16 protein-coding genes are annotated in these 18197 nt (G+C 72.8%); 4 read left to right on the top strand and 12 right to left on the bottom strand.

The window, feature by feature from the left end; genetic code table 11:
* Positions 1-18: 18 nt before the first annotated feature.
* The 5 genes from D1825_RS13885 to D1825_RS13865 form a co-directional block, all read right to left on the bottom strand.
* On the bottom strand, positions 19-972 hold the full coding sequence (locus D1825_RS13885) for a carbohydrate ABC transporter permease (protein WP_118768028.1): 954 nt from the start codon (positions 970-972) through the stop codon (positions 19-21).
* Positions 973-1016: 44 nt separating this feature from the next.
* Entirely contained in the window at positions 1017-1976 is a 960-nt protein-coding gene (locus tag D1825_RS13880) for a carbohydrate ABC transporter permease (protein ID WP_199721602.1), read from the bottom strand.
* A gap of 85 nt (positions 1977-2061) precedes the next feature.
* Positions 2062-3477: an ABC transporter substrate-binding protein gene (locus D1825_RS13875; protein ID WP_118768026.1), complete on the bottom strand. Its 1416-nt coding sequence runs from the start codon at positions 3475-3477 to the stop codon at positions 2062-2064.
* Positions 3478-3628: 151 nt separating this feature from the next.
* Positions 3629-5269 (bottom strand): glycoside hydrolase family 13 protein, encoded by a 1641-nt coding sequence (locus tag D1825_RS13870; RefSeq protein WP_199721601.1) that lies wholly within the window; start codon positions 5267-5269, stop codon positions 3629-3631.
* Positions 5270-5717: 448 nt separating this feature from the next.
* Complete coding sequence (locus D1825_RS13865) at positions 5718-6746, bottom strand: LacI family DNA-binding transcriptional regulator (protein WP_118768025.1); 1029 nt, start codon at positions 6744-6746, stop codon at positions 5718-5720.
* A gap of 260 nt (positions 6747-7006) precedes the next feature.
* Between D1825_RS13865 and D1825_RS13860 the strand changes: the two genes are divergently transcribed.
* The gene (locus D1825_RS13860; RefSeq protein ID WP_118768001.1) at positions 7007-7819 is read left to right on the top strand and encodes a serine/threonine-protein kinase; all 813 of its coding nucleotides are present in this window, start codon (positions 7007-7009) and stop codon (positions 7817-7819) included.
* A 36-nt stretch (positions 7820-7855) separates the two neighbouring features.
* On the opposite strand, the gene D1825_RS13855 is transcribed toward D1825_RS13860, so the two are convergent.
* Together D1825_RS13855 and D1825_RS13850 are read right to left on the bottom strand one after the other, a co-directional pair.
* On the bottom strand, positions 7856-8392 hold the full coding sequence (locus tag D1825_RS13855) for a flavodoxin domain-containing protein (RefSeq protein ID WP_118768000.1): 537 nt from the start codon (positions 8390-8392) through the stop codon (positions 7856-7858).
* 42 nt (positions 8393-8434) lie between these two features.
* Positions 8435-8908 carry a MarR family winged helix-turn-helix transcriptional regulator gene (locus D1825_RS13850; protein ID WP_118767999.1) on the bottom strand — a complete coding sequence of 158 codons (474 nt, stop codon included), beginning with the start codon at positions 8906-8908 and terminating at the stop codon, positions 8435-8437.
* Between the two features lie 82 nt (positions 8909-8990).
* Between D1825_RS13850 and D1825_RS13845 the strand changes: the two genes are divergently transcribed.
* The 3 genes from D1825_RS13845 to D1825_RS13835 all read left to right on the top strand — a co-directional run bounded on the left by D1825_RS13845 (position 8991) and on the right by D1825_RS13835 (position 13654).
* Positions 8991-9566, top strand: a complete 576-nt coding sequence (locus D1825_RS13845; RefSeq protein ID WP_118767998.1) for an NYN domain-containing protein — start codon at positions 8991-8993, stop codon at positions 9564-9566.
* A gap of 232 nt (positions 9567-9798) precedes the next feature.
* Positions 9799-10485, top strand: coding sequence for a hypothetical protein (locus D1825_RS13840; protein ID WP_118767997.1), 687 nt, complete (start codon positions 9799-9801; stop codon positions 10483-10485).
* A 1-nt stretch (position 10486) separates the two neighbouring features.
* The gene (locus D1825_RS13835) at positions 10487-13654 is read left to right on the top strand and encodes a hypothetical protein (RefSeq protein WP_118767996.1); all 3168 of its coding nucleotides are present in this window, start codon (positions 10487-10489) and stop codon (positions 13652-13654) included.
* Positions 13655-13773: 119 nt separating this feature from the next.
* Here D1825_RS13835 and D1825_RS13830 read toward each other — a convergent pair whose 3' ends face one another.
* Genes D1825_RS13830 through nirD form a run of 5 tightly spaced genes read right to left on the bottom strand, consistent with a single transcriptional unit; the run spans position 13774 to position 18046 of the window.
* Positions 13774-14547 (bottom strand): alpha/beta hydrolase, encoded by a 774-nt coding sequence (locus D1825_RS13830; protein ID WP_118767995.1) that lies wholly within the window; start codon positions 14545-14547, stop codon positions 13774-13776.
* A 58-nt stretch (positions 14548-14605) separates the two neighbouring features.
* Entirely contained in the window at positions 14606-15283 is a 678-nt protein-coding gene (locus tag D1825_RS13825; protein ID WP_118767994.1) for a sirohydrochlorin chelatase, read from the bottom strand.
* Complete coding sequence (locus tag D1825_RS13820) at positions 15280-16398, bottom strand: uroporphyrinogen-III synthase (protein ID WP_118767993.1); 1119 nt, start codon at positions 16396-16398, stop codon at positions 15280-15282. Before D1825_RS13820 ends, D1825_RS13825 begins: the two co-directional genes overlap by 4 nt.
* Complete coding sequence (gene cobA, locus D1825_RS13815; protein ID WP_118767992.1) at positions 16395-17660, bottom strand: uroporphyrinogen-III C-methyltransferase; 1266 nt, start codon at positions 17658-17660, stop codon at positions 16395-16397. The genes D1825_RS13820 and cobA overlap by 4 nt, the downstream gene beginning before the upstream one ends.
* A complete protein-coding gene (nirD, locus tag D1825_RS13810; RefSeq protein WP_118767991.1) occupies positions 17657-18046 on the bottom strand; it encodes a nitrite reductase small subunit NirD in 390 nt (129 codons plus the stop codon). Before nirD ends, cobA begins: the two co-directional genes overlap by 4 nt.
* Positions 18047-18197: the final 151 nt, after the last annotated feature.

The raw sequence follows: 18197 nt of genomic DNA, 5'->3' as shown, positions 1-18197 counted from the left end.
CGCGCGTTGGGTGAACGGTCAGCCCTTGACGGCTCCACCCAGTCCGGCCCCGCGCAGGAACATGCGCTGGAAGATCAGGAACATCGCGATCGGGATCAGCGTGGAGATGGCCAGGGCCGCCATGAGCGTGCCCTTGTCCACGTTGGCCATCGACTGCAGGTAGACCGACAGCGGCTTGACGCTGTCGTCCTTGAGCACGAGGAAGGGCCAGAGGAAGTCCTTCCACGAGGCGATCACCGCGAACACGGAGACCACGCCGATGATCGGCTTGCTCATGGGCAGCACGATGTGCCAGAAGAGCCGGAACGGCCCGGCCCCGTCGACGCGCGCCGCCTCGAAGATCTCCCGCGGCAGCGAGTCGAAGAACCGCGCGACGAGCACGACGTTGAACGCGCTCGCGCCGGCCGGCAACCACACCGCGAAGAAGTTGTTGATCAGGGAGTCGCCGATCGGCGGGTGCACGATGAGCTTGTAGAGCGGGATCAGGAGCACCACGGCCGGCACGAAGAGCGTGGCCAGCACGGCCCAGTTGAGCACCTTGGCCCAGCGCGGCCGCAGCACCGACAGGACGAACCCGCCGGTGGTGGCCACGAGGATCTGGGTGAACCACGCGCCGAGGGCGAACCACACGGTGTTCATGAAGAACTGGCCGATGTGGTACCTGTTCCAGGCCTGGTCGATGTTCTTCGTCGTCGCCCCGTTCGGGAAGATCGACATGGGGTGGGTCAGGATGTCCTGCGTCGGCGTGAACGCGAACTTGCCGAGCAGCAGCAGCGGGCCGAGGCACCACAGCAGCAGGAGCAGCAGCAGCACGAAGTGCATGCCGCGCCACGTGTACTTGACGCTCGGCCGGCGCCAGTCGGCGGTCGAGAGAGCGCCACGGTCGGGGTTGTCCGGCGTGGCCCGACGACGGCGCCGGACGGATGCCGCGAGCGCAGCGCTCGGTGCGGCGGCGCCCGCGGAGCCCGGCATCGCGCCGGGGAGGGCCGGGGGCGGGGTGCTTGCGGCAGTGGTGGTCACGACTGGCTCCAGGAACGCGTGATGCGGAAGTACACGAGCGACATCACCGCGAGGAAGGCGGCGAGCAGCAGGCTCAGCGCGGTGGCCTGCCCGAAGTTGTTGCCGAGGTTGGCGAACGCCAGGTTGTAGACGCGCAGCATGACCGTCTCGGTGGCGTGGTTCGGACCGCCGTTGGTGAACAGGAACGGTTCGAGGAAGACCTGCGCCGTCCCGATGATCTGCAGGATCAGCGTGATGAACAGGACGCCGCGCAGCTGCGGCATCGTCACGTGCCAGACCTTGCGCCAGACGGAGGCACCGTCGACCTCGGCCGCGTCGTACAGCTCGGCGGGGACCGAGATGAGCGCCGCGAGGTAGATGATCACCGTGCCGCCGGCCGCTGCCCACGTCGCCTCGAGGACGAGCGACGGCATGGCCCACGTGGTGTCCGCGAGCCACGGGTAGGGCCCGAGCCCGACCCAGCCGAGCACCGTGTTGAACACGCCCTCGGGCCGCGGGTCGTAGAAGAACTTCCAGAGCAGCACCGCGACCACGGGCGGGACGACCACGGGCAGGTAGGCCAGCACCGAGTAGAGGCCCTTGCGCTTGCGCAGCTCGCTCATGAGCACCGCGCCGACGAGCGGCACCGGGTAGCCGAAGATCAGGGCCAGCGCCGCGAACCAGGCGGTGTTCTTGATGACGGTCGGCAGCAGCGGGTCGGCGAACACCGCACGGAAGTTGTCGAGCCCGACCCACACGGGGGCGTCGGTCAGGTTGGTCTTCTGCAGGCTCATGATGAAGGCCGAGATGATCGGCCACCACGAGAACGCCCCGAAGATGAACAGGATCGGGATGGCGAACAGCAGCGCGCTGAGCCCGCCCCGACGCACCCAGGTCACGGGTGTCCGGCGGATCCTCGAGCGCGTGTGCAGGTTGATGGCGGGCGGTGCCGCGGGGACGACGTCGTCCGTGGTCATGTGCTGATTCTCTTCCCTCTGGTGCGAGTCGGGCAGGGGTGCCGGGCAGGAGCTTCACGCCCCTGCCCGGCACCGTCCGTCCGGATCAGCCGGCGGCGTCGATCGCAGCCTGGCCGGTCTTGTTCGCCTCGTCGAGCAGCTTGTCGACGTCGGCGTTCTTGTCCGTGATGACGGCCTGCACCACGGGGAACAGCGCGTTGTACAGGTCCTGGACCGAGGCCGAGGCCTCAGGAACCAGCTTCTGCGTGAACATGACGTCGGTGTAGCCCTTCATGTCGTCGAGGGGGACGTTGATGTAGTCCTTGATCCACCCCTGCGACTCCTTGTAGTTCTCCTCGCTGAAGATGGGGAGAACGGGCGTGCCGACGGCCTGCGCCGGGTCGGCCTCGGCGCGGGTCTTCGCGTCCGCGACCGCCTGCGTCTGGTCCTGCAGCTTGGACAGGTACCACCAGTCGATCCACTTGACCGCGGCGTCCTTCTGGGCGTCCGTCGAGTCCTTCGTGACGGCGGCCAGGGTGCCACCCGTCAGCGCGCCGCCACCGTTGTCGGTGGGGATCGCCGTCAGGCCGTAACCCCAGTCGGCCGTGACGCCGTTGCCCTCGACCAGCGCGTTGTAGACGTCGGAGCCCGACGTGTACATCGCGAGCTCGCCACCGCCGAACGCGGCGTTGATCTCACCCCAGCCGAGGTCGGCGCGGGCGAGCAGCGAGTTGTCCTCCCACCGCAGGGCCTTGAGCCACTCGAGGTGGGCCTTGACCGCGGGGTCGGTGAGGGTGGCGGTGTACTTGCCGTCGCCGGCCGAGGTCTCGATGAGGCCGCCGCGCGAGTTGGCGCCGGCAGCGAGCTGCCAGCCACCCGACGCGTCGAGCGCCATCGTGGCGTAGCCCGCGACACCCGTCTTGTCGTGGATCGCCTTGGCGTCGGCACGAACCTCGTCCCACGTCGTCGGCGGCTTGTTCGGGTCGAGACCCGCATCCGTGAACAGCTTGCGGTTGTAGTGCAGCGCGACCGCGTAGATCGACTTGGCGGGGACGGCGTAGATCTTGCCGTCCGAGCCCTGGCCGTTGGCCAGCAGCGCCGGGTTGAAGTCGCTGCCGTAGGGCAGGGCCTTCACGTACTGGTCGATGTCGGCCAGCTGGCCGTTCTCGATCAGCGTCTTGCCGTCCGTCAGCGGGATCTCGAAGACGTTCGGCAGCGTGCCGCCGGCGAGCTGGGTGGTGAACGTCGAGTTCTTCCACTCGTAGTCCTCGGACTTCACCGTGATGTTCGGGTACTTCTCCTGGAACGCGGTGATGCGGTCCGCGAGCTGCTGCTTCGCAGCGTCGTCGGCCGTCGGGAGCAGACCCGCGACCGTGATCTCCACGGGCGCGTTCGGGTCGGCAGAGGCGGACGGGCTTCCGCTGTCGTCAGCCTTCGGGTCCTCGTCGTTGCTGCACGCCGCCAGCAGGCCGAGGGACATCGTCCCGGCCATGACGAGCGCGGTGGTGCGATTGAACCTCATCGTCACTCCTTCGTGAGGTACGTCCTGACCTGTGCCAGGGCCGTGATGGGGAACTTCTGTGCGGGGAACTGCGGTGACTTGCGTGTCGTGCTGCCGTTCGGGCCGGGGCTACTGCGGGACGCTCCGGACCGCGCGGGTGCTCTGGGTCGTGCTAGCTGGTGGTGCGGAGCCACACGGCGGTGTCGCGTGGCAGCTTGCCTGCCACGAGCGGGGCGCTCGCGAGCAGGAGATCGGTGTGCGCCGGCAGGTCGGCCGGCTCGTGGCCGAGGTTGACGACGCACGCGACGTCACCCCGGGAGAAGGCGAGGACGTCGTCGTCGCTGTCGAGCCACGTCATGGGTCCGTCGCCCAGCGACGGCTCGGCGCGCCGGTGGGCCAGCACGTCGCGGTACAGGTGCAGCATCGACGTCGCGTCCGACGACTGCGCCTGCACGGTCAGGTCCGCCCAGTCCGCGGGCTGCGGCAGCCACGTGGGCTCCGCGCCGTCGGGGCTGAAGCCGTACGGCGCCTGCGCCCCCGCCCACGGCAGGGGCACGCGGCACCCGTCGCGGCCGGGGTCGACGCCCTCGGAGCGGAAGTGCATGGGGTCCTGCAGCAGCTCGCGCGGCAGGTCCTCGACCTCGGGCAGCCCGAGCTCGTCGCCCTGGTAGAGGTAGAGCGAGCCGGGCAGGGCGGCGGTCAGCAGCGCGGCGGCACGGGCGCGGCGGCGACCGGCCTCGAGGTCCGTCGGCGTGCCGAAGCGTTTGGCCGTGAACGCGAACGAGCTGTCCTCGCGGCCGTAGCGGGTCACGGGACGGGTCACGTCGTGGTTGGACAGCACCCAGGTGGCGGGCGCCCCGACGGGGCCGTGCGCCGCGATCGTCATGTCGATCGACTCGCGCAGCTGCTTGGCGTCCCAGGGGCGGGCCATGAAGTCGAAGTTGAAGGCCGTGTGCATCTCGTCGGGCCGCAGGTACTGCGCGAACCGCGCGCGGTCCTGCAGCCAGACCTCGCCGACGAGCACGCGCGTGCCCTCGTAGGAGTCGGCGACCGCGCGCCACGAGCGGTAGACGTCGTGGATCTCGTCGCGGTCCACGTGCGGGTGGTTCCCGGGGACGACGTGCTCGGCGTACTCCGGGAGCGTCGCGTCCTTGATCAGCAGGGCCGCGGAGTCGATCCGGATCCCGGCCACGCCGCGGTCGAACCAGAACCGGAGCACGTCCTCGAACTCGGCGCGCACCTCGGGGTGGTCCCAGTTGAGGTCGGGCTGCTGCGGCGCGAACAGGTGCAGGTACCACTCGCCGGGCGTGCCGTCGGGGTTCGTCGTGCGCGTCCAGGTGTTGCCCTGGAAGTCGGAGACCCAGCCCGTCGGGATGACCTCGCCGTGCTCGCCCTTGCCGGGGTGGAACCAGAACCGGTCGCGCTCCGGGGCGCCCGGGCCGGCGGCGAGGGCCGCCTGGAACCATGCGTGCTGGTCGGAGACGTGGTTGGGGACGATGTCGATGATCGTGCGGATGCCGAGCGCGAGGGCCTCTTCGACGACGGACTCGGCCTCCTCGAGCGTGCCGAACGCCGGGTCGATCGCGCGGTAGTCGGCGACGTCGTAGCCGCCGTCGGCCAGCGGGGAGACGTACCAGGGGGTCACCCAGATCGCGTCGACGCCGAGGTCGCGCAGGTAGGGCAGGCGCGCCCGCAGGCCGGCGAGGTCGCCCGTGCCGTCACTGTTCCCGTCGGCGAAGCTGCGCGGGTAGACCTGGTAGATCACGGCGCCGCGCCACCACGTGGGGTCGGTCTCGGGCTGGGCGTGCGCCACGGGGAGCTCGTCTCTCGTGGGCCGACGACGTCGTCGTGGCCGGTGGGTCGATGTCTGCGGCAGATCCGCCGCCCATCCGCCGCGCACCGTGACCGGCGCTCGACACCCGAGGACGTCTCTGTCGTGGACGACACTAAAGGACCGAACGAGAAGTACGCAAGAACATGACAGGACAGTTATCGAAGCGTGACCGAAGGCCAGATCGAACTCGATGAGAACCTGTCGGGCGCTGGCGTGACGCAGGACACAAGGGTGCTGGTCACGTGGGCTGCAAAGGCCGTTGCGCAGTGCGGGACACGGACGCAAGCGGAAGTCGGGCAAGCGGCGGTGCGTACAGCGGTTCCTGCACCACCAAGGACCCGGCCGACGAGGCCCGGCCGCGCGCCGACGCGCGGCGCGTGCGACCGGGCGGTGGTCGTCGAGGTCGGGCATCGTGCGCCCGACGAGGTCAGGGGACGGGAACCGGCGCCCGGACGGGGGCCGGGCCCGTCGAGCCGCGCACCACGAGCTCGGGCTCGAAGAGCAGCTCCTCCTGGGGCACGGACCCGCCGTTGATCTGGTTGACCAGCAGGTCGATCGCGGCGCGCCCCATCGGCTCGATGGGCTGGCGCACCGTGGTCAGCGGCGGCTCGGTGCAGTTCATGAAGGCGGAGTCGTCGTACCCGACGATCGAGATGTCCTCCGGCACGCGCAGGCCGGCGCGTCGGGCGGCCCTGATCGCTCCGAGCGCGAGGGGGTCGCTCGCGCACACGATGCCGGTGACACCCTCCTTGATCAGGCGCGTCGCAGCAGCCTGGCCGCTCTCGAGGGAGTACGCCGAGCGCACCACGTGGCGCTCGCCGAGGTCGATGCCGAGGCGCTCGGACGCGAGCTTCGCGGCGTGCAGCTTGCGCTCGGACGGCACGTGGTCGTGGGGCCCGAGGACCAGGCCCACGCTCGTGTGGCCGAGCGAGGCGAGGTGCCCGAGGGCCTGCTCGATCGCGACCTCGTCGTCGCACGAGACGCGCGGGAACGGCAGGTCCTCGATCGAGGCGTTGATGAGCACGACAGGCAGGTTCCTGCCGGTCAGGCGCTCGTAGTGGCCGTGCACGGCGTCGCGCTGCGCGTAGTTGCCGCCCGCGAACACGATGCCGGAGACCTGCTGGCCGAGCAGCAGCTCGACGTAGTCGGCCTCGGAGACTCCCCCGGCGGTCTGCGTGCACAGCACCGGCGTGAAGCCCTGCTGCGCCAGTGCGCCGCCGACGACCTCGGCGAACGCGGGGAAGATCGGGTTCTGCAGCTCGGGCAGCACGAGCCCGACGAGGCGCGCGCGCTCGCCGCGCAGCTTGGTGGGGCGCTCGTAGCCGAGCACGTCGAGCGCCGTCAGCACGGCCTCGCGGGTCTGCTCGGAGACCCCCGGCTTGCCGTTCAGCACCCGGCTGACCGTCGCCTCGGAGACTCCGACCTTGCGTGCAACCTCTGCGAGACGCCGTGACATGACCGTCACTCTACGGGTCCGGACTGCAAGTTGCTTGCAGATCGTTGCAAGCGGTTCACGGGCGCGTCTGCTCACCGTGTCGAATTCCACCCGGGGAGATCACGCTCTCATGGTGCGCACCGCGCGTCGCTCGCCTACGTTGCGAGAGGTAGGACAGGACAGCGAGGGCGTGCCCTCCGCGGACGACGGGACATCCCACGAACACCGAGCTCTCGGGCCGCCCCCAGCCCGCCGTCACGACGCTCGGGCGGCGCTACCGCATCACGTCCCGGCTCGGCTCCGGCGGCTCGGGCGAGGTCTTCCGGGCGATCGACCTCCGGCTCGGGCGCCCCGTCGCGCTCAAGGTCTTCACGCTCGACGACGCCTCCCCCCAGGACGTGCGCCAGTACGCCCAGGAGGCGCGGGTCCTCGCGGGCCTGCGGCACCCCGGCCTCGTGGCGCTGTTCGACGTGGGCGCCGACCAGGACCCGACGCTCGGCCCCGTCGCCTACCTCGCGATGGAGCTCATCGAGGGCACGACGCTGCGCGACACCATCGCCGGTGGCCCCCTGCCCCCGGGGATCACGGCCGAGGTCGGCCACCAGCTCGCCGTCGCGCTCGCCCACGCGCACGCCGCCGGTGTGGTGCACCGCGACGTGAAGCCCTCCAACGTGCTGGTCGCCGAGCCCGATGGCGCGCCCGTGGTCATGGACCAGCCCGTGCTCACCGTCGTGCTGGCCGACTTCGGCATCGCCTCGACGCGCACGCGGTCGGGTCCGGCGAACCGCGGGCCGTCGGTCTCGTCGGGCACGGCGTCCTACCACTCGCCGGAGCAGGCACTCGGCCAGGTCGTCGGGCCGGCCTCGGACGTCTACTCGCTCGGCCTGGTGCTGCTCGAGTGCCGCACCGGGTCCCGGACCTACCCCGGCGCGCCCCTCGCGAGCTCGCTCGCGCGCCTGCTCGGACCGGTGCCCGTCCCGGCGGACCTGGGCCGCGACTGGGTGCGGCTGATCACCGCGATGACCGCCGCCGACGCTGCCGACCGGCCACCACTGACCGCCGTCGCCGCCGAGCTGCGGGCACTGCGGGGCTGAGCCCGCGCTGCAGGGCTGAGCCCTGACGGGCCGCGCTCAGACCGACGCGCGCTCGTCGGCCAGTGCGTCCGCGACCTCGCCCGCCCACCGCTCGATCGCGAGGAAGTCCCTGTGGTCGCCGTCCCGGCCGCGCGCGCCGGCGATGATCGCGCGCTCGGTGAAGCTCAGCACCGATCGGTCGAGCCGACCGCGGAAGCTGCGGTGCCCCCGCGCGCCGACCGAGGTCGCGAGCGCGGCGAGCTCGTGCGGCGAGTTCGCCGCGGCGGCCGGCTGCGTGGCCAGGCCCGAGGAGAAGAACCAGACGGGTCGCGTCGTCAGTGCGTCGCGGTGCTCGGCGACGAGCTCGCGCGCGGCGGGCAACCAGTGCGCGGTGTACACCGCGGAGCCGACGACGACCGCGTCGTAGGCCACGATGTCGGTGACGTCCTCGACCGCACGGACGTCGACGGCGTTGCCCCGCGCCCGCAGCACGCGCGCGACCGCCTCCCCGATCTCCAACGTCGCTCCGTGGCGCGACGCCACGGCCACCAGCACCCACGCTCCCACCGCACACCTCCTGTCCTCGGTCTCCATCGTCCGTGGCGGGTGTGCCAGGCGCGTGGGCCGGAGGTCCCGTCAGGCGTCGGGGATGCCCGCCTGGGCCGCACGCAGCTTGTCGGTGAGCGCCTTCATCGTCGCGAGCTCGTCGGCGTCGAGCGCTCCGCCGACGAAGTGCCGGATCGAGCGCGCGTGGCGGCGGCCGACCTCGCGCTGCAGCTCGGTGCCCGCGGGCGTCAGCGTCACCGCGACGCCGCGCCCGTCGCCCTCGACCGGCCCGCGCGTGACCCAGCCGTCGACCTCGAGCCGCTCGACCAGGCGGGACAGGCTCGGCTGGGTGAGGAGGCTGTTCTCCGCGAGCTCGCGCAGCCGTGCCGAGCCGCCGGGGCAGCCCGACAGCGTGAAGAGCACGTCGTACTCGCGGATGGTCAGCGGTCCCCACACGTCGTCGCGCTGGAACCGGCGCATGAGCGCCACCTGCGCGCGGAACAGCGACTCCCAGGCGAGCGCGGCCTCGCGCGTGCTGGGTTCCTTGCGACCGTCGTCGGTCATCCGTCCTCCGTTCCATGCGTACGCATGGACCAACAGGGCGACATCCGGTGATGTTCCCCGCTCGCCCCACTACATTGACGGCATGAGCACCGAGGACGCGGTCCGCACCACCTACGTGATCGTCGACGGCGAGAACATCGACGCCACCCTCGGGTCGAGCATCTTCGGCGGCCGGCCGACGCCGGACCAGCGTCCCCGCTGGGACCGGATCATGACGTTCGCTCGGCAGGAGTGGGCGCAGCCCGTCAAGGCGCTGTTCTTCCTCAACGCCTCCAACGGCTCGCTGCCGATGCAGTTCATCCAGGCGCTGACCGCCATGGAGTACCAGGTCATCCCGCTGTCCGGCGAGTCGTACGAGAAGGTCGTCGACATCGGCATCAAGCGCACGCTCGCGGCGATCGCGCTGCGCGAGGGCGACGTGCTGCTCGCGAGCCACGACGGCGACTTCGCGCCCGAGGTCGAGGCGCTCGTCGACGACGAGGACCGTCGGGTGGGGCTCCTCGCGTTCCGCGAGTTCACCAGCGGCGCCCTCGCCTCGCTCACCGCGCGCGGCCTGCAGACGTTCGACCTCGAGTACGACGTCAAGGCGTTCAACGTGCAGCTGCCGCGCCTGCGGATCATCCCGCTCGAGGAGTTCGACCCGCTGCGCTACCTCTGACGCCTTGCGCCCGAGTGGCGCAGGTCACAGGCGCGTAACAGTTACCTAGTACCCGCCCGGTTTTACCTAGTACCTCATGGCCCAGGTGTTTGGGCGCCTGGTAGACAGACCGCGGTCTCGTCCCGGGCAGGGTCCGCGCGCGGTCGTCAACGGCGACGAAGCGTGCGCGAACCCCTGCCCTGGACGGACCTGTCAACCGGTCGTTCCAGAGGTTCACCACATCGAGGTGGTCATGAGGCGTTACATCGTGGCGGGGCTCGTCCTTGCCGTCCTGACGACGTTGCTCGTCGTTCTCTCCGACGCCCTCGGGCTCGACACCGAGGGCGTCGCGCTGCTCGGTGGCGCGCTCGGCGGGGCCCTCGGCCTCGTGCCGGACCGCTCCCCCGCGCAGCGTGCCGGCGCGTTCGTCATCGGCTTCCTGGCCGCGTGGCTGGGCTACGCCCTGCGCGCCGCCGTGTTCCCCGACGCGACGGCTGGCCGCGCGATCGCGGTCCTGATCGTGCTGCTCGTGTGCCTCGCCGTCGGCGCCGCGACCCGCGGCAAGCTGCCGCTGTGGGCGACGCTGCTCGGTGCCGCCGCGATGGCCGGTGCGTACGAGACCACGTACGCCGCCGACCCGACCGCCTTCATCTCCTCGTCGGCCGCCACGGCCACCTCGATCCTCGTCGCCGCCGGTGCGGGCTTCGTCGCCACGTCGCTGCTCGGCCCGCAGGTCGAGCGCGAGCGTGAGCTCGAGCGCGCCCAGGCGCGTCACGTCGAGACGGCCCCCGCGGCCGAGCCGCAGGCCGAGCGCGAGACCGCGAACGCGATGTCCGCCGAGACGCCCGCGACCGGGACGCCGCGCGTCGAGCGGCCCGCCGAGTCTCGTCGGCCCGGCATCGCCCCGTACCTTCCCCTGCAGCCCCGCCCGGAGGCCTGACGTGCGCCGCACCACTCTCACCACCGCCGCCGCCCTCGCCGCGGTCCCCCTGCTCGTCGGGACCTCCGCCGCGCCCGCCCTCGCGGCGGACAGCGGCGACGTCTCGGTGACCAACACCGAGACCGTCCAGGCCCACCTCGACGCGACCGGCTCCCTCAAGGACGCCCGCATCTACGAGCAGCTCGCGCTCAGCGGGCACGGCACGACGACGATCAACAACCCCGTCTCGACGAGCGGCCTGCGCAACCTCGACGGCTTCGGCGGCTACCGCGTCGTCGACGGCAACGTCGTCGCGCAGGTCAGCGTCGACGGCGAGCGACGCCTGCGCTCGGTCAGCGACTACGGCAAGGCCCTGCCGCTGTCGGTGAAGATCACCTACACGCTGGACGGCAAGCCCGTGAAGCCGGGCGCGGTCGTCGGCGAGTCCGGCCTGCTCGAGGTCCACTTCACGGTCACCAACGAGACGGCCAAGCAGCAGTCGGTCACGTACGACGACGGCCACGGCGTCATGAAGACCTCGACGGAGACCACCGTCATCCCGATGATCGGCCAGCTCGTCACCGTGCTGCCCTCGTCGTTCACCGCCGTGCACTCCGACGAGGCCGGCATGGCGGGCGACGGCCGCGGCGGCACGCGCATGACGTTCCAGATGACCCTGTTCCCGCCGATCGGCACCGCGACGGCCGAGTTCGGCTACTCGGCGCAGATCAGCCACGGCGTCGTGCCGTCGGCCTCGCTCACGTCGATGCCGGTCTCGCCGCTCGACTACCCGTCGTTCAAGAAGGGCTCAGCCGCCTACAAGGCCGGCGCCGACAGCGGCATCACGCTCACCTCGGGCGCCGGCACGATCGACGAGAACCTGCTCAAGCTGCACGACGGCGCCGCGCAGCTCCTCGGCGGCCTCCTGCAGCTCAGCGACGGCGCCGACCAGCTGTCCGACGGGCTCAACGACGACGCCAAGCCGGGCTCCGCCCAGCTCGCCGCGGGTCTCAACGACAAGCTCGCGCCCGGAGCGGACAAGATCGCCGACGGCCTGGCCCAGGCGGCTCCGGGCGCCGGTGCCCTCGCCGACGCGCTCGACGACAAGCTGACCCCCGGCGTCGGCAGCCTCGCCTCGGGTCTGAACGAGAAGCTCGCCCCCGGGCTCGCTACCCTCGCCGATGGCCTCAACGACAAGCTCTCGCCCGGAGCGGCGCTGCTCGCGGCCGGTCTCAACGCCAAGGCCAAGCCCGGCGCGGCCGCCCTCGCCGACGGCCTCAACGACAAGCTGTCCCCCGGAGCTGCGCTGCTCGCGGCCGGGCTCAACGCCAAGGCCAAGCCAGGTGCGGCCGCCCTCGCGGCCGGCCTGAACGAGAAGCTCGCTCCCGGTGCGGCCCAGCTGAGCGACGGCCTCAACGCCCAGCTCGCGCCGGGCGCTGCGAACTTGGCCGGCGGCCTCAACACTCAGCTCGCTCCCGGTGCCGCCCAGCTGAGCGACGCGCTGACCACCAAGGTCAAGCCGGGCGCCGCTGCACTGGCGGCCGGTGCCAAGTCGCTCGACGACGGGCTCAACTCCGCGACCGCAGGCGCCCCGGCGCTGCTGGCCGGGCTCGAGCAGGTGTCCGACGGGCTCGACCAGCTCGACGCCGGGCTCGCCAAGCTCAGCTCGACGATCGGCGGCGTGCCGGCCAGCGCGAAGTCGCTGACCGACGGCCTCGGCTCGCTCCGGACGGCGCTCGGCGCGGAGGGCCAGACGGGCACGCTGCGCGATGGCCTCGCCAAGCTCCGGGCAGGCGTGGCGGGTGCGGCGACGAGCTCGACGGGCCTGGGACAGGGCACGAGCGCCAAGGCCGCCAGCATCTCGGCCGAGCTGGCGTCGCTCGAGGCGCTCGCGAAGACGCTGGACACCGACGACGCAGCCACCCTGCGCGCCTCGATCGCCGACCTCCAGAAGGACGCCGACTCGCTGGCCACCTACGGCGCCGGTGTGTCCAGCGTCGCCATGGGGCTCACCGACGCGGACGGCAGCTTCGGATCTCTCGCGGCTGGGCTCACGTCCGTCGCCGGCGGCCTGAAGAGCGCCGACGAAGGTCTCGCGACGCTCCTGACCACCGTCGTCACCAGCGTCCAGGGCGCGGTCGGTGGCGCCAGCGACACGCCCACCGACAAGACGCTGCGCGGCGGCGTCCACGGCCTGCAGGCGGGGTCGGGTCAGCTGACGACCGGCGGCAACTCGCTCGCCGCCGGGCTCTCGGCCCTCGCGACGGGGGCCAAGTCCCTCCACACCGGCGCCGACGCGCTCTCGAGCGGTGTGTCCGACGCCGCAACGGGGTCGGCCACGCTGTCCGGGGGGCTGGCGACCGCCGCCACTGGCGCGACTGCCCTCTCCGACGGTGCGAAGAAGCTCGCCGCGGGTTCGTCTGACCTCAAGGGCGGCATCGACGCCGCAGCTGTCGGGTCGACGACGCTGTCGACCGGCATCTCGGATGCAGCCAAGGGGTCCAACGACCTCAAGGACGGCCTGATCACCGCCGCCGCGGGGTCGACCACGTTGTCTTCCGGCATCAACGACGCGGCGGACGGCTCGGCGGACCTCGCCGACGGCGCCGCTGACGCTGCTGACGGAGCGGGTCTGCTGGCCGACGGCGCGATCGGTGCCGCCGAGGGCTCAGGTCGCCTGTACGACGGGATGCTCCAGGCCACGACCGGTTCCCGCAAGGTCGCCGTGGGCGTCGAGAAGTTGTCGACCGGAGCGACCCAGCTCTCCGACGGACTCGACACCGCCGCGTCCGGCTCCTCCCAGCTGGCCGACGGCATCGCCAAGGCGGCGGACGGCTCGTCGAAGCTCTCCGACGGCGCGGCCAAGGCCGCGGACGGCGCACCGCAGCTTGTCGACGGCTCGCAGCAGCTGTCCGACGAGGGCACCAGCCAGGTGGTCGCCTCGGGCGAGAAGACGGCGCAGTCCTACGGCGCGCAGTACGCCGTGCTGACGGCCGGCGCCGAGCGCGCCGCGACCGAGGGCATGGCCGAGGGCGCTCCTGAGGGCGCGGTCGGCGCCACGGCGTACTCGATCGAGATCGCCGGCGCGGACGGCGAGGGGGCCAGCTCGCTCGGCCGCCTGATCCTCGCGATCGTCCTGTTCGTGGGCGGCGCGGGCATCGCGACGGTCGTCCGGCGCCGCTGGGTCTGACCGGTCTGGACGAGGGGGGCGCGACCTACGGGTCGCGCCCCCTTCGTCGTCCGATCGCTTAAGTTCAACGTTGGTGCCGCTCTGCGCGAGCAACGCTGAACAGCAGCGACCAGCGCGCGTCAGCCCGCGAAGGCGCGGGTGAGCTCGTCGTCGATCGCGAAGGTCACGTGCTCCGCGTGGTCGGTGTCGGCGAGCATCGCCACGCCGTGCGCCGCGAGGGGGATCTCCAGGAACGAGGGCCCCTCCTCCGGGCGCGAGACCCGCCGGGAGTCGGCGCTCGCCACGCCGCGGTCGTCGCGGGCTGCGATCACCAGGAGCGGCCCGGTGTACGTCGAGTTGACCGAGCGCGCGTCGACGCCCTCGAACAGCGACGGCGGGCTCAGGGCGACGACGCCGACGGCGCCGAGCTCCTCGGCCATCGCGGCGACGTACGTCCCGCCCTTGGAGGCACCGACGAGCGCGACCGTGGGCGCGCCCGCCTGGTGCAGCGCATCGACCGCGGACCGCATCGCGGCCTCTCCGGCCTCTCGGCCGGTGTCGGGCCAGGAGAAGGTCGCCACGCGGTAGCCCTCGTCGACCAGGTGCTCGGCCTCGCGCGCCCACTGACACCAGTCCCCGCCGTTCTGAGGCGCGAGGACGACCCCGTGCTCGCCCCCTCCCGATACGGCGACGGCGGTCGTGACCTCACCCGACGCCACCGCCACGGCCTGCGTCCCCGAGGGGAGGCAGGCCGGCGCCTTCACGCTGCGCATCGCGGCCTCGGACGCGGTCGTCGACGAGCTCGCGGACGGCGAGGCGGCCGACGCGTCGACATCCGGCGAAGACGTGCAGCCCGCGAGTGCCCCGACGAGAGCGAGGGCGAGGAGCGGGAGACGAATCGTGGCGGTGTGCATCCGGACTTCCTACCCGCGGGAAAGCGCTTTCCGCCAGATCGTGTCCGGCATCTGGCCGCTAACGGGCGTCGTCGAACCGGTCGAGCACGATCGCGGCGAGGCGCAGGTCCGGCGCGAGCGCGTCGGTGACCACGTCCGCGCCCGCCTCGAGCACGCGGTCGTGGAAGTAGCCGGGCGCCAGGAGGTAGGCGGCGACGACGACCCGGCCGCCCGGGCTGAGCGCAGCACGGGCATCGGTCACCGCGGCGGGCACGGTGGGCGAGGCGCCCGCTCCGTAGCCGATCGTCACCGGGTTCTCGATCGCGTCGGCCAGGCCTGCGGCGACCGCCTCGACCGCGATCGCCGCGGCGGGGTCGGTGGACCCGGCGGCGGCGAGCACGACGGCGTCGTCGGGCTGGAGCCCGACGGCCTCGAGACGGTCGACGAGCATCGCGACGAGCCGCGGGTCGGGACCGAGCGGGGGCGCGGCGGACGCGCCCTCGCGGTCGACGGCCTCGGCGATGTCGACCCGCACGTGGAAGCCCACGGACAGCAGGAGCGGCACGACGACGGCGGTCCCGCCGCCCGCGACGGCGTCCGCGACGACCGCAGCGACCTCCGGGATCTGCACGTCGACGAACGCCTCGCGCACGTCGAGCTCGGGGCGCAGCCGGCGCACGTCGGCCAGGATCGTGCGGATCGCCGCGCGGCCGTCCGTGTTGTCGGTGCCGTGCGAGCAGCCGACGAGGACGGTCACGACTGCGCCGCCAGCTCGAGCCGGTACCCGCGCTTGACCACGGTGCGGATCAGCGCTCGGCTGCCGGTCGCCTCGCGCAGCCGCGCGATCGCCACCTCGGCCGCGTGCGGGTCGCGCGAGTCGCCCGGCAGGACGTCGAGCACACGGTCGCGCAGGACGACCGAGCCGCGCGCGGCCGCGAGGACGCGCAGCACCTCGAGACCGCTCGGGCTCAGCGCGAGCACGTGACCGTCGAGGACCGCGGCACCGCGGTGGACCTGCAGCGGGCCGGCGATCGTGTCGAGCGCCTGCAGCTCGCCGTAGTGGCCGATGATCAGCCGCACGAGCGCGCCGAGGCGGCCGCGGTCCGGCACGAGGGGCTCGATCCCGCGCTCGACGAGCGGCTTGGCCGTAACCGGGCCGACCGCGGCCATGATCACGCCGCCGGCCGAGCACCGGCGCACGATCGCCTCGGTCACGCCCTCGTCGTCGGCCGCAGCGAGCCACGCCGCCGCTCCGGGCGCGGACGTGAAGGCGACCGCGTCGACCTCGCCCGCGGCCACAGCGCGCACGGAGGCGGCGACGACGGCCGGGTCCGGCGGTGGGCCCCAGCGGTAGACGACGAGGCTGCGCACCCGCGCGCCGGCGGCATGGAACGCCTCGTCGAGTCCGTCGGCCCCCGCGCCGTGGTGCTGCACGGCGATGTCGACCCCGGCGACGCCCTCGTCGAGCAGCACCTCCGCGATCTCGGCGCTCGTCTCGGACTCGGCGACCCAGTCGGCCGTCAGGCCCGCCGCCTGGATCGCGCCACGCGCCTTTGGCCCGCGCGCGACGATGCGGGTGCCGCGCAGCATGTCGATGAGCGGCTCGGCGAGGCCCGCGGCGTCGGCGGCCTCGATCCAGCCGCGGAAGCCGATCCCGGTGGTGACCACGACCGTGTCCGGCGGGTCGGCGAGCAGCGAGCGCGTGCCGGCGAGCAGGGTCGCGTCGTCGATGTGCGGGACCATGCCGAGCGCGGGGGCGTGCCGGACGGTCGCGCCGCGACGGGTGAGCGCGGCGGACAGCTCCGCGGATCGCCTGTCGGCGGTCACGAGCACGACGCACCCGGCGAGGGTCTGGTCGATGGGCTCGTTCACGTGGTCATTGTGTCGTGCTTGTGAGCACCCGGGGCGACCTGGGCGATCACGGCCTCGTCCCCCAACAGCCCGGGCGCGGCGACCGCTCCCAAGACGATGACCGCCGGCGCACGCACGCCCGCGGCGGCGGCCACCCCGACGACCGACGCGAGCGTCGCACGCGTCACCCGCTGCGTCTCCAACGTGCCGCTCTCGACGATCGCGACGGGCGTCGCGGGGTCCGCCCCGAACGCGAGCGCACCCTCGGCCAGCGCGCCGAGCACGGCGACGCCCATGAGCACCACGACCGTGCAGCTCGCGTCCCGCAGCCCGACAAGCCCCGCCGACGACCAGCCGTCGTGCCCGTTCATCACGTGCACGGCCCCGACCACCCCGCGGTGCGTGAGCGGGATCCCCGCGGCGGCGGGCGCGGCGAACGCGCTGCTCACGCCCGGGATGACCTCGACGCGCACACCGGCCTCGCGACACGCGAGCACCTCCTCGCCGCCGCGGCCGTAGACGAACGGGTCGCCGCCCTTGAGCCGCACCACGGCACGCCCGCGCTGTGCCTGCTCGACCAGGATGCGGCCGATCTCGTGCTGCGGGACCGGGTGGTTGCCGGGGGTCTTGCCCACGTCGATGATCTCCACGTCCGGGGCGAGCTCGTCGAGCACATCGACCGGTCCGAGGCGGTCGACGACCACCACGTCGGCCGAGGCGAGCGCGCGGCGTCCCGCGAGCGTGAGCAGGCCGAGGTCGCCGGGGCCGCCGCCGACGAGCACGACGTGGCCGTCGGCCGCGCTGCGCGGCCGGTGCGAGCGCAGGTCGACGTGGCCCTCGCGCAGGTGCGCGGCGATGGCGTCGCGCACTACGGTGGTGCGGCGCGGGTCGGGCGCGCCGGCGGACACGACGCCGACGAGCACGTCGCCGCTGCGCGTCGTCGCGGGCGTGCGGGCCGACCCGGCGGCCGCGTAACCGGCGTCGACGCAGAAGATCCGGCGCTCGTGCGCCCAGCCCACCACCGCTGCATCGGTCGCGCGGTCCCCCGTGGCGGTCTGCACGAGCCAGGCGCCCTCGAGGTCGGCGTCCGTGACCTCGTGGGCCAGCCACTCCACCGCGCCCCAGCGGTGCAGGTCACGCAGGGGCTCGCACACCGCGGGCGCGACGACGACGACCGCGGCCGCGTCGGCCAGCAGGCCCTGCACGCGTCGCGCGGCGACCGGTCCCCCGCCGACGACGACCACGCGTCGCCCCGCCAGGTCCACCCCGAGCATCGTCGTCATGCCGGCACCCCGATCTCCACGACCCCGTCGACGACCCGGACGGGCCAGGTGCGCAGGTCGGCGGGCAGCCCGCGGGCGGGAGTCTTGCCGACCTGCTCGAGGCAGCGGCCCGTGCGCAGGTCGAACACCTGCTTGTGCATGGGCGAGGCGACCGTCGGCACCTCCTCGCCGTCCACCGAGCGGGAACCGACGATGCCCCGGGCCAGCACGTACGCGTCGCTGAACGGGTCGTGCTGCTGGATCGCCAGCACGGTGTCGTCGGCCAGCCGGAACACCGCGACCTGCTCGCCGTCCAGCAGCGCCGCGGCGCCGCGCTCGCGCGCGAGGTCCTCGAGGCGGCACACGGCCGTCCACACGGCAGTCGTCGTGTCGTCGAGGATCGTCATGACCGCACCTCCAAGGTGGTTCCGGCGACGAGCACGGGCTCGCCGCGCAGGGCTGCGTCGCGCTCGTCGGCCGTCGCGGGCCGGGCCTGGCCGCGCTCGGGGACGTAGGCGAGGGACGGGTCGGCGACGTCGGGAGCGTTGACGAACGACG

Source organism: Cellulomonas rhizosphaerae (genome assembly GCF_003470205.1).
Classification (GTDB): domain Bacteria; phylum Actinomycetota; class Actinomycetes; order Actinomycetales; family Cellulomonadaceae; genus Cellulomonas; species Cellulomonas rhizosphaerae.
This window is presented reverse-complemented; position numbering and strand designations above follow the sequence as displayed.

Excerpts from the sequence above, each read along its gene's own strand:
- D1825_RS13885 (WP_118768028.1), bottom strand. The coding sequence starts at position 972 with ATGCCGGGCTCCGCGGGCGCCGCCGCACCGAGCGCTGCGCTCGCGGCA.
- D1825_RS13880 (WP_199721602.1), bottom strand. The coding sequence starts at position 1,976 with ATGACCACGGACGACGTCGTCCCCGCGGCACCGCCCGCCATCAACCTG.
- D1825_RS13875 (WP_118768026.1), bottom strand. The coding sequence starts at position 3,477 with ATGAGGTTCAATCGCACCACCGCGCTCGTCATGGCCGGGACGATGTCC.
- D1825_RS13865 (WP_118768025.1), bottom strand. The coding sequence starts at position 6,746 with ATGTCACGGCGTCTCGCAGAGGTTGCACGCAAGGTCGGAGTCTCCGAG.
- D1825_RS13855 (WP_118768000.1), bottom strand. The coding sequence starts at position 8,392 with ATGGAGACCGAGGACAGGAGGTGTGCGGTGGGAGCGTGGGTGCTGGTG.
- D1825_RS13850 (WP_118767999.1), bottom strand. The coding sequence starts at position 8,908 with ATGACCGACGACGGTCGCAAGGAACCCAGCACGCGCGAGGCCGCGCTC.
- D1825_RS13845 (WP_118767998.1), top strand. The coding sequence starts at position 8,991 with ATGAGCACCGAGGACGCGGTCCGCACCACCTACGTGATCGTCGACGGC.
- D1825_RS13840 (WP_118767997.1), top strand. The coding sequence starts at position 9,799 with ATGAGGCGTTACATCGTGGCGGGGCTCGTCCTTGCCGTCCTGACGACG.
- D1825_RS13830 (WP_118767995.1), bottom strand. The coding sequence starts at position 14,547 with ATGCACACCGCCACGATTCGTCTCCCGCTCCTCGCCCTCGCTCTCGTC.
- cobA (WP_118767992.1), bottom strand. The coding sequence starts at position 17,660 with ATGACGACGATGCTCGGGGTGGACCTGGCGGGGCGACGCGTGGTCGTC.
- nirD (WP_118767991.1), bottom strand. The coding sequence starts at position 18,046 with ATGACGATCCTCGACGACACGACGACTGCCGTGTGGACGGCCGTGTGC.